This window comes from Pseudonocardia sp. (assembly GCF_029263155.1).
Lineage (GTDB): Bacteria > Actinomycetota > Actinomycetes > Mycobacteriales > Pseudonocardiaceae > Pseudonocardia.
The window spans coordinates 1-10,400 of record NZ_JAJCYB010000036.1 but is presented as its reverse complement, the minus strand read 5'-3'; the positions used below and the strand labels follow the sequence as shown (position 1 = coordinate 10,400).

Here is a 10,400-nt window from a genome sequence, read left to right as displayed (position 1 = left end):
CGCGGCCCACGCGGCGAGCTTCTCGTAGGCGACCACGGCGTCGACCAGTTCGGCGTCGGTCAGCGCGGCCGGGTGTGTGGTGGCGAAGTCGAGTTCGGCGGCGAACACCCCCGACGGCGGGGTGTCGGCCATGGTGGGCGGTGGCTCGGCGGCATCCCGTTCGGGCGCGTAGGGCGCGGCGACGGATGGGAACATGTGTTCTACTATACCGCCGATGAACTGCACGTTTGGTACCGTCGACCGATGGAGGTCGACCACTCGGCGACCCACCACCGGATGGGAGATCGACGCCGTAGGGGAGCGGCCGACCCGACCCGCTACGGGGATCGAGTGGCCTTATTCGGTGGCAAGTCGATCCGTACCGCAGGCGCGCCAGCGCCGAGGAACGGAATCGGCGCGGCAGCACATCGGTAGAAGCCGCCCCGAAACGGTCCACCTGAACCACCAGAAGGTCGACGGAACCCCGACGCCGCCGTCGCCGTCGCCGAGGAGCGGAATCGGCGCGGCAGCACCCCGGTGACAGGCGAGGCGGTGGGGCGTGTTGTCGGACGCCCCGAACCCAGGCCGCTCGACACCGTCACAGGAACCCCGGCGCGGTGAGGGCGAGCGCCAGGGACTCAACTCCCGCAGGGCAGCGGCCGTGGGCCACCGATCAGGAGGCTCGCGGGTTCCCGCAACTGGTCAGGACGCGCGCACCAGGCAGAACGGGTGGCCCGCCGGGTCCAGGTAGACACGGAACGCGGTGCCCGGCTGCACCGCGTGCTTGCGGGCCCCGCCGGCGAGCAGCCGCTGTTCGGCGGCGTCGAGATCGGGAACGTAGAAGTCGAGATGGGCCTGCTGGGGGTGCTCGGAACCCGGCCACCGGGGCGGGCGGTAGTCGGGCACCTGCTGGAACGCCAGGGTGGGGCCACCGTGCGGCGCGCGGAGCTGGACCCAGTCGCCGTCCTGGTGGTCGGGATCGATCTCCCAACCGGTGATGTCGGCGTAGAAGCGTGCGAGCAGGCGCCTGTCGGGGCAGTCGAGGACGACGAGGCCGAACGTGGCGATCGGGGCCATGGCTCACTTCCACCGGGTCTCACCGGACAGCGCGTGCACACCGGCCGCAACCGGTGCGCACGCGACGACAGTGCTACGCGGGACCGCGCAGGTCAGCGCTTGAACGCGTCCTTGACCTTCTCGCCGGCCTGCTTGAGCTTGCTCTTGGACTGGTCGTTGCGGCCCTGCTGCTCCAGCGCCGGGTCGTCGGCGGCGCGGCCGACGCCCTCCTTGGCCTTGCCCTTGAGCTCCTCGGTCTTGTTGTCCATCTTGTCGTCGGTGCCCATGTGTGCTCCTTCGATCGTCGGTCACCCCGGCTACCCGGTGGGCCGCGCGCTCACACCCGTGGGCGCAGCACGTAGCCGGTGTAGCCGTAGTCACCACCGTGGGCCCGGCGCACGTCGATCTCGGCGCCCACCTGGTCGAGCGCGTCGCCCGCGTCCGGGTGCTCGGCCCGCAGCGTGGCGATGCGGGCGGTCAGGGGGTCGTAGTAGGCGGCCCAGTCCTGGTCGGGAAGCAGGTAGCTGGCGGTGACGACCCAGCCGGCGTCCTGTGCGGCCGCGACGTTGCCGGCCGTCGTCCGCATGGCCGGGTACCCCGACGCCCAGAACGCCCGGGCCCCGGGGGACGGGTCGGGGGTCGTCCACTCCGCCTCGGTGAGCACGAGCACACCACCGGGGGCGAGCAGCCGCCGCCATCCGCGCAGCGCCGCGTCGAAGCCCATGACGTACGCCGAGCCCTCCGCCCAGACCAGGTCGGCGACCCCGTCCGGGAGGGGGAGCGCAGTCATCGACGCGGCCAGGGTGTCGACCCGGTGACCGAGTCCGGCGGCGTCGGCGCGGGCGCGCAGCACCTGCAGGAACGGCTCGTGGGTGTCGATGCCGGTGACCCGGCCACCGGCCTCGCGGGCCAGCACCAGCGTGGCCGGGCCGGTGCCGCACCCGATGTCGAGGACGCGGGGACGCGTGGGCAGGGACCCGGCGAGGCGCAGCATCAGCCGGGTGGAGTCCTCGGAGCCGGGTGCCTCCCGGGGGAGATCGGTGTGGGCGGCCCAGAACAGCTCCTCGGGGGTCATCCCACGATCATCCCGGCGGGCCGCGGCGGCCCACCAGGCGGGCGAGGAGGGGGGCCACCAGCACCATGACGACGACCCGCGCGACCTGTGCCGCCACCACGAACGTGATGTCCCCGCCCGCCGAGATCGCGGTGGCCAGCACGGCGTACACCCCTCCCGGGGTGGTGGCGAGGTATCCCTCCAGCCGCGTGACCCCGGTCAGCTCGGACAGGACCAGGCCCAGGCCCGCGCACAGCACCATGACCAGCACGATCAGGGCGGTGGCCAGCGGCAGCAGGCTCGCGACCAGGCGCAGCGCGGGGCGCGTGAACCGCACCCCGGCCTGCCAGCCGATCACGGCGTAGGCGATCTCCACGACGACGGTCGGCGGGTCCGCGCCGAACGACAGGCCCGCGAGGCTCAGCGCGAGTGCCACCACCATCGGTCCGAGCAGCCCACCCGCAGGTACCCGGACGAGCCGGGCGAGCACCAGCCCGGCCGCCGTGCAGCCGGCGAGGAAGGCGAGATCGACGACCCCGCCCGCTCCGGGTCCGGTACCCGGTGCGGACGCCCCGCCGACGGTGGCTCCGAACGCGAACGCCGCCACCAGCGGCAACGTGGCGGTGACGATCCCGACCCGCAGGTACTGCACGACCGCGACGACCCGGTCGTCGCCACCGAGATCGCGGGTCACCGCGACCAGGCCGGAGGCGCCGCCCGCGGTGAGCGCCAGCATCCCGGTCAGCGGGCTGACGCCGCGTCGCACGCCCATCAGCAGGCCCGCCCCCATGCTGACGCCGAGCGTGCCTGCGGTCACCAGCAGCACCGGCAGCCAGTCCCTGGCGACCGCGCCGAGCGTCGCGGGCTGCGCGAGAACCCCGATCACGACCCCGATGACGGCCTGCGCCGCCGTGCTCGCCCGCTCCGGCACCCGGTCGGGAGCGCGGCCGGCCAGCGCCAGCGCGGTCGCGGCGAGCAGGCCGGCGAACAGCGCGGGAGAGGGGACGCCCAGTGCCGCCATACCGAGGGTCACCAGGCCGGTCAGCACGATCAGCAGGACCCAGCGCACCCAGCCGCCGCCCGCCGAGCCCAGGCCGATCATCACGGCCGATCCTCGATCATCGCGGCTCCGCCGTGCACACCGGGGCCGTGACGACCCCCGACGCCGTGACTCCCGAGCGGTGGTCCCCGATGCCGTGACCAGGCCCGCACCGGGCGGCCGTGGCCATTCCCGCCCGTCTGGGAGCGGATCAGCCGCGAGCCGCCCGATCTGTTCGACCGATCACCGCGGGGCGGTCGGCAGGCTGAACCGGATGGCGGTGCCGCCGATACCGGGCTCGAGCTCGACGTCCTGCGCGAGCGCCCGGATCAGGGCCAGGCCGCGGCCCCGGTGCCCCGGGTCGGCGGCGGGCGGTCGCCAGCGCCCGTCGTCGCGCACCTGCACGACGACCCGGTCGCCCCGGTGCCCGACGTCCACGCGCAGGCGGCCCGGTCCGTCGGGGTAGGCGTGCTCGACGACGTTGGCGGCCGCCTCGCCGAGCGCGAGCTGCAGGTCGTAGGCCTCGTCCTCGCCCATCCCGACGGCGCAGGCCCACTCGGCCACCCGCACTCTCAGCGGTCGGAGCTCCTCGCCGCGGGCGGGTACGTCCAGGGCCAGGGCCACGGGCACCCGGCGGGCCACCATCAGCGCGACGTCGTCGGTCGGGCCGTCGTCGAGGCAGGTCGCGAGCAGTTCCTCGGCGAGCGCGGCAGGGGCCAGATCGCGGGCCCGGTCGCCCGCGCCGCGCAGCCGTTCGAGCCCCGCGTCGACGATCTCGTCGCGGCGCTCGACGAGGCCGTCGGTGTAGAGCACCACGGTGTCGCCTGCGCCGAGCACCGCGCGGCCGCCGACGTAGGGCGGACGGCCGCGGACGGCCAGCACGGTGCCCGCCGCGTCCTCCAGGAACCGGGCGCCGTCCTCGCCGAGCACCAGCGGCGGGAGGTGCCCGGCACGGGCCCAGCCCAGCTCGCCGGTGGCCGGGTCGAGCACCAGACAGGTCACGGTGCTGCCGGCCGCGCCGGGCACCCGGTGGGTGAACCGGTCGAGGTGCCCCACCGCGGCCGCGGGTTCGTGACCCTCCAGCAGGTAGGCCGACAGCGCGCTGCGCAGCTGCCCCATCACAGCCGCGGCCCGCGCGCCCTGGCCGACGACGTCACCGACGACGATCGCGACCCGACCGCCGCCCAGCGGGATGACGTCGTACCAGTCGCCGCCGGCGCGGGTGCCCCGGGCCCCGGGCAGGTAGCGGGCGGCGAACGCCAGCCCGTCGACGTCGGGCAGGCGCGGGGGCAGCAGGCTGGCCTGCAGGGTCTCGGCGAGCGCCCGGCGCTCGTCGGCGGCGGCCGCGCGTTCCAGGGCGGGCGCGGCCTGGGCGGCGAGGGCCTGCACGAACTCGCGCTCGTCAGGCGGGAACGCGCGCGCGGTGTCGAAGTTCAGGCCGATGGCCCCGACGACGGTGCCGCCCGACAGCAGGGGCAGGGCCGCGGCGGCGTGGCGCCGCCCGGCGAGGGCGTCGCCGACGACCTCGGGCCAGTGCCGGTGCCAGTCGTCGCGGTCCCGGATCCACACGGGGGTGCCGGTACGGGCGGCGTGGCCCAGCGGCACCGGCCCGTCGGTGCGGATCGTGCGGTAGGAGTCGTGCAGGTGCGGGGGGTACCCGACGCCGTGCACGAGCCGCAGCACGCTGCGGTCGGGGTCGAGCAGGTGCATGCTGACGCCGCCGGCCCCCACCGCGTCGCGCAGCCGCGGCAGCAGCAGTGCCGCGGCGTCGGCCACGCTGTCGGCGGAGGCGAGGTCCGCGGTGACCTGCTGCAGGTGGCGCTCCCGATCGCGCCGGCGCTCGGCCTCCAGCATCAGCGACGCCCGGCGCCCCAGCTCCTCGACGAGGTCCAGGTCGGCCCGGTCGTGATGGCGGGGCGGGCCGAAGGCGAGGAAGGCGAGCACCCCGGCGAGGTGGCCCCCGACCTGCAGCGGCACGGCGAGCGCCCCCGTGGCACCGACCCCCAGGTGCGCGTCGGCCCCGGTGACCTCCACCGGGCGGCCGGTGGAGAACGCGGCCTCCAGCTCGGGTGGGAGCCGGGTCGGGCCGACCGCCGCCAGCGCCTCGCGCACCTCCCCGTCGTCGTGGGCGACCGCGATCCGCCGCAGCAGGCCGTCGGATCCCGACAGCGAGACGATCACCCCGTCCCCGAAGTCGTCGACGACCAGCCGGGCGAGCGCGGAGAGGCGTTCCGCGGCCGATACGGGTTCGGCGAGCAGGCGGCCGGTCTCGGCGAGGATGTGGGTGGAGCGCTCGGCCCGCTTCTGCTCGGTGACGTCCACGGTCAGGCCCTGGGCACGCAGGCCCCCGGCCGGTTCGCGGACGACGTGGACGACCTGGTGCAGCCACACGACACGGCCGTCGACGGCGCAGGCCCGGTAGGTCAGGTCGTGGTCGAGCCCCCGTTCGGTGCGGTCGGCGGTATAGCGCAGCGCGGCGGGGCGGTCGTCGGGATGGATCAGCTCGGGCCAGAACGATGGATCCTCGATCCAGCGCCGGGCCGGGTACCCCAGCAGCTCCTCGGCCCGGTCGGAGACGAAGGTGAACCGCAGCGCGGCGCCGTCCCAGTCGGCCTCCCACACGATCGCGGCGAGGCCGCCGACCATCGCCCGCAGCCGCGCGGCGGCCGCCTCGGACACCGCCCGGGCCGCCTGCTCGCCCGCGGCGTCACGCCGGTCACGCTCGGCCGCGCGCTGGGCGGTGACGTCGATCGTGGTGCCGAGGAATCCGGTGATCGACCCGGCCGCGTCCCGCAGCGGTCGTGCCGTCGAGGTGACGACGTGCTCGACGCCCGCGGTGTCGTGGAGGCGGTACTCGTGCTGCCAGTCGGCGCCGTCTCCGACGGCCCGCAGCCACGACGCCACCACGGCGTCCCGCTCGTCGGGGTGGATGTGCTCGACACCGCTCAGGCCGCGCAGGTCCAGCCCGGTGATCGTGGTCATGTGGTCGTTGACGAACGTCATCGCCCCGGTGCGGTCGCCCACCCAGATCCCGACCGGGGCCTGGGCGACCAGGCTCCGGTAGCGCTCGCGCTCCTCCTGCAGGGCGGGTTCGCCCCCGCGGCGGTCGCGCAGGTCCTGGGCGACCGTGGAGTGGAAGGCGGTCCGGCCGCGCGGGTCGCGGTGCACGACGATCGCCTGCCACACCGGGACCACGGTGCCCGCGGAGTCGACGAACCGCATCGGGCCCGCCCACGAGCCGGCCGCCTCGACCTCGGCGACGACGCCCTCGAAGCGCCTGCGGTCCGCGGGGGCGATGCAGTCGATCATCGCGATCTCGCCCACCGGACGGTCGTGGGGCAACCCGACCAGCTCGCGCCCCGCCGGATTGATGTAGAGCCCGGTGCCGTCGGCGGAGGTGATGCCGATGAAGTCGGCGGCCCGGTCGGCCAGGTCGCGGAACCGGGAGAGCTCCTGCTCGGCCTGCAACTGGTCGGTGACATCACGCTTGGACGTGTGCACCTCGACCTCGCCGGTGCGGCGGTCGCGCACCCGGCGCGCGTGCAGTGCGAACCAGCGGTGGGTCCCGTCGGCGCAGCGCAGCCGCAGCGTCAGCGCCGCCGGGGCGTCGTCGGTGAGCCCGGCGAACGCGGCGGTGAGGGCCCCGGCGTCGTCGGGGTGCACGACGTCGCGCGGGTGCAGGCCCACGACGTCCTCCGGGCGATACCCGGCGACCCGCCGCACCGAGGGTGAGATCCACAGCCAGGTGCCGTCCTCGGAGTGCCGCCCGATGACGTCGTCGGCGTGCTCGGCGAGCAGCCGGAAGGCCGACTCGGTGCGGGCGAGTTCGGCCCGCGCCTTCCCGAGGCCGTCCTCGGCCGCGGCCGGCAGGCGGACGCTGAACGCCACGCCGTGGCGGGAGTCACCGACCTCCACCTTCCCCCCGTGCAGCTCGACCAGCTCCCGGACGAGCTCGAGTTCCGGCGGTACCGCGGGGGTGTCCAGTTCGAGACGGATCTCGCCGCCGTCCCGGCGCCGGGCCGTGCCGCTGAGGTCGAAACGCGCCCCGCGGCACGGGGGATCGGCGTCGGGCACCGATCGATTCTAGCCGCGGCCCCGCCGTCCCGATCCCGTTCGGCCGCCACCGTGGTGCGACCGGGGTGGGAGGAGCGCGGGCCGTCCGACCCGGCCGGTCGGGCCCGGGTGCGAGGATGCGGCCATGGCGACGGATGAGAAGCGGGTGGCGATCGTGACCGGGGCGGCGCGGGGGCTCGGGGCGGCCACCGCCCTGCGGCTGGCCCGCGACGGCATGGCCGTGGCGGTGCTGGACCTGGAGGAGGCGTCGGCGAAGGCCGCCGTCGACGCGATCGAGGCCGAGGGCGGCCGCGCGCTGGCGGTCGGCGCCGACGTCGCCGACGCCGCGGCGGTCGAGCAGGCGGTGGCCCGCGTGGAGCAGGAGCTGGGCGCGCCCACGGTCCTGGTCAACAACGCCGGGATCACCCGCGACAACCTGCTGTTCAGGATGACCGAGCCGGACTGGGACCTGGTGATGGGCGTGCACCTGCGCGGCTCGTTCCTCATGACCAGGGCGGTGCAGAAGCACATGGTGGCGGCGAAGTGGGGACGGATCGTCAACCTGTCGAGCACCTCGGCACTGGGCAACCGCGGTCAGGCCAACTACGCCACGGCCAAGGCGGGCCTGCAGGGCTTCACGAAGACCCTGGCGATCGAGCTGGGCAAGTTCGGTGTCACCGCCAACTGCATCGCGCCCGGGTTCATCGTCAGCGAGATGACCAGGGCCACCGCCGAACGGATCGGTGAGGACTGGGAGACCTACGTGTCCGCCCGTGCCGCGGCGATCCCGGTCGCGCGGGCCGGGGTGCCCGAGGACATCGCGCACACGGTGTCGTTCCTCGTGAGCGAGGGCGCAGGATTCGTGTCGGGTCAGGTCATCTACGTGGCAGGCGGCCCGAAAGCCTGAATACTCCTCCGGTGCGCTTCATCTTCCGCCCGCCCGCCGCCCACGCGGCCGGCCTGCTGACGCTGCCGTGGGACGAGCCGCTGGAGGAGTGGGTCGACGACCACCTCCTGGAGGTGGCCCACCGCGGCATCTCCCGGCACATCGTGCGGTTCGTGGAGGTCGACGGGCACGTCTACGCGCTCAAGGAGATCGACGAGCGGCTGGCGCGCCGGGAGTACCGGCTCCTCGGGGAACTGGAGGCGATGGGGATGCCGGCGGTGTCGGTGCTGGGGATCTGTGTGGAACGGCCGGCCCGCCAGGACGCCATCCTCGTCACGCGGTTCCTGGACTACTCGATGTCCTACCGCTACGTGTTCTCCCACGGCCACCTCAACCAGCCCGTCGACCAGCTCGTCGACGCCATGGTCGAGCTACTGGTGCGGCTGCACCTGGCCGGGCTGTTCTGGGGCGACTGCTCGCTGTCCAACACCCTGTTCCGGCCCGACGCGGGCACCATCGCCGCGCACCTGGTCGACGCCGAGACCGCGGAGCTGCACCCGTCGCTGTCGGACGGGCAGCGCGGCTTCGACATCGACTACGCCGCCGAGCGCGTCGGCGGGGAGCTGTTCGACCTGATGGCGGGGGGCCTGCTGCCTCCCGACGTCGACCCGGTCGAGATCGCGGCGCAGCTGCCCGCGCGCTACCACGCGCTGTGGGACGAGCTCACCCGCGAGGAGCTGATGCGGCCCGACGAGCAGCGTTACCGCGTGGCGGAGCGGATCGACCGGCTCAACGAGCTCGGCTTCGACGTCGACGAGATCGAGCTGGTGACCACCGCCGAGGGCACGCGGATGACGGTGCACACACAGGTGGCCGAGGTGGGCAGGCACCGTCACCAGCTCTTCGCCCTCACCGGGCTGCAGGTCACCGAGAACCAGGCCCGGCGGCTGCTCAACGACGTCGTCAGCTACCGGGCCCACCTGGAGCAGAAGTTCGGGCGCGCGGTACCGGAGACCGTGGCCGCGCACCGCTGGCGGGCGGAGGTCTACGACAAGGTGATGGCGATGGTGCCACCGGACCTCTCGGACCGGCTCGCCCCCGCCGAGGTGTTCCACGAGATCCTGGAGCACCGCTGGTTCCTGTCCGAGGCGTCCGGGCAGGACGTCGGCACGACCGCGGCGGCGCGGTCGTACGTCAAGAAGATCCTGCCGCGCACGCCCAGCACGCTGACGGTGCTGCCCGAACCCATGCCCGGGTCGCTGCCCGGGTCGCTGCCCGGATCGACCTGAGATGTCCGGAACCGAAACGGCAAGCAAATTTGCAGTACGTAGCTAGTTTGCAATTCTGATTGCAGCTACGGTTCCGACGTGACCTTCCGGGACCGTGTCGACGACCACAGCGGGCGGCTCACCCCCGCCGACCGCAGCGTCCTCGACGTGCTGCTGTCGCACCCCACCGAGGCGGCGTTCCTGCCCGCCGAGCAGGTGGCGGGCCGGGCCGGGGTGCACACCGCCGCCGCGACCCGGCTGGCGAAGAAGCTGGGCTACGGCGGCTACCCGCAGCTGCGCGAGGCCCTGCAGTCCGAGCTGCTCGACGGTGTCGGACCCGCTGACCGGGTGCGCCGCCGCCTGGAGCACTCCGACGACGACCTGCTCGCCGCGCTGGTCGACGACGAGATCGCGGCCCTGCGCGCGCTCGCCCGCGCGGTGCCGCAGGCGCAGCTCGACGCCCTCGCCGCGGAGATCCTCGCCGCGCGCCGGGTGCTGATCTACGCCCGCGGCAACGCCACCGTGCTGGGCTCGATGCTGCACCGGCGGCTGCGCCGGTTCGGCCTGCCCGCCCAGGACCTGCCCGGCTCCGACCGCGACCTCGCCGAGGAGCTCGTGTCACTGGGACCCGACGACCTGGTCGTCGCGTTCGCCTTCCGGCGCCCGCCGCGCACCCTCGCGCCACTGCTGCGGACCGCCCACGAGGCCGGGACGACCGTCGCGGTCCTCACCGACGTCCTGCGCCTCGACGACCCGCTCCCGGCCACCGTGATCGCCGCACCGCGCGGCAACGGCCGCGAGTTCCAGTCCCTCACGGTCCCGATGGCCGTCGCGAACGCGCTGGTGCTCACCGTCGCCCGCGTCGCCTCCGGCCGCACCCTCACCGCACTCGAGCGGCTCGACGAGCTGCTGACCCGCTTCGACCTCTGACCCGGTTCCGCAGGTAGTTCATGGGATGATCTCCAGTGGTGACCGTTGATCTTCGTGGGCGGTTGAGGAGTCGGCGCGCAGGTCGAGGGCCCGGATGTCGCGTCCGGGTGGGCGGAGTTCCAGGGCTCGGGGGTG

At 74.4% G+C, this 10,400-nt stretch carries 9 protein-coding genes; 3 read left to right on the top strand and 6 right to left on the bottom strand.

Translation table 11 applies throughout. The annotated features are described in order from the left end of the window. The 6 genes from Q1K26_RS06470 to Q1K26_RS06445 form a co-directional block, all read right to left on the bottom strand. Positions 1–195, bottom strand: a 195-nt coding sequence (locus tag Q1K26_RS06470; RefSeq protein ID WP_300008425.1) for a hypothetical protein, incomplete at its 3' end; no start/stop codon positions are given. A 486-nt stretch (positions 196–681) separates the two neighbouring features. Further along, entirely contained in the window at positions 682–1,056 is a 375-nt protein-coding gene (locus Q1K26_RS06465) for a VOC family protein (protein WP_300008423.1), read from the bottom strand. A gap of 92 nt (positions 1,057–1,148) precedes the next feature. After that, complete coding sequence (locus Q1K26_RS06460; RefSeq protein ID WP_300008420.1) at positions 1,149–1,322, bottom strand: CsbD family protein; 174 nt, start codon at positions 1,320–1,322, stop codon at positions 1,149–1,151. Between the two features lie 50 nt (positions 1,323–1,372). After that, a complete protein-coding gene (locus Q1K26_RS06455; RefSeq protein WP_300008419.1) occupies positions 1,373–2,110 on the bottom strand; it encodes a class I SAM-dependent methyltransferase in 738 nt (245 codons plus the stop codon). 7 nt (positions 2,111–2,117) lie between these two features. After that, complete coding sequence (locus tag Q1K26_RS06450) at positions 2,118–3,191, bottom strand: AbrB family transcriptional regulator (protein ID WP_300008426.1); 1,074 nt, start codon at positions 3,189–3,191, stop codon at positions 2,118–2,120. A 180-nt stretch (positions 3,192–3,371) separates the two neighbouring features. Then, on the bottom strand, positions 3,372–7,202 hold the full coding sequence (locus Q1K26_RS06445; RefSeq protein ID WP_300008417.1) for a PAS domain S-box protein: 3,831 nt from the start codon (positions 7,200–7,202) through the stop codon (positions 3,372–3,374). Positions 7,203–7,326: 124 nt separating this feature from the next. Between Q1K26_RS06445 and fabG the strand changes: the two genes are divergently transcribed. The 3 genes from fabG to Q1K26_RS06430 all read left to right on the top strand — a co-directional run bounded on the left by fabG (position 7,327) and on the right by Q1K26_RS06430 (position 10,265). Further along, entirely contained in the window at positions 7,327–8,088 is a 762-nt protein-coding gene (gene fabG, locus Q1K26_RS06440; RefSeq protein WP_300008415.1) for a 3-oxoacyl-ACP reductase FabG, read from the top strand. Positions 8,089–8,099: 11 nt separating this feature from the next. Beyond that, positions 8,100–9,356, top strand: coding sequence for a DUF4032 domain-containing protein (locus Q1K26_RS06435; protein ID WP_300008413.1), 1,257 nt, complete (start codon positions 8,100–8,102; stop codon positions 9,354–9,356). A gap of 78 nt (positions 9,357–9,434) precedes the next feature. Beyond that, the gene (locus Q1K26_RS06430; RefSeq protein ID WP_300008411.1) at positions 9,435–10,265 is read left to right on the top strand and encodes a MurR/RpiR family transcriptional regulator; all 831 of its coding nucleotides are present in this window, start codon (positions 9,435–9,437) and stop codon (positions 10,263–10,265) included. Positions 10,266–10,400 lie beyond the last annotated feature (135 nt).

Coding starts and splice junctions, on each gene's coding strand:
- Q1K26_RS06460 (WP_300008420.1), bottom strand. CDS start 1,322: ATGGGCACCGACGACAAGATGGACAACAAGACCGAGGAGCTCAAGGGC.
- Q1K26_RS06455 (WP_300008419.1), bottom strand. CDS start 2,110: ATGACCCCCGAGGAGCTGTTCTGGGCCGCCCACACCGATCTCCCCCGG.
- Q1K26_RS06465 (WP_300008423.1), bottom strand. CDS start 1,056: ATGGCCCCGATCGCCACGTTCGGCCTCGTCGTCCTCGACTGCCCCGAC.
- fabG (WP_300008415.1), top strand. CDS start 7,327: ATGGCGACGGATGAGAAGCGGGTGGCGATCGTGACCGGGGCGGCGCGG.
- Q1K26_RS06450 (WP_300008426.1), bottom strand. CDS start 3,191: ATGATCGGCCTGGGCTCGGCGGGCGGCGGCTGGGTGCGCTGGGTCCTG.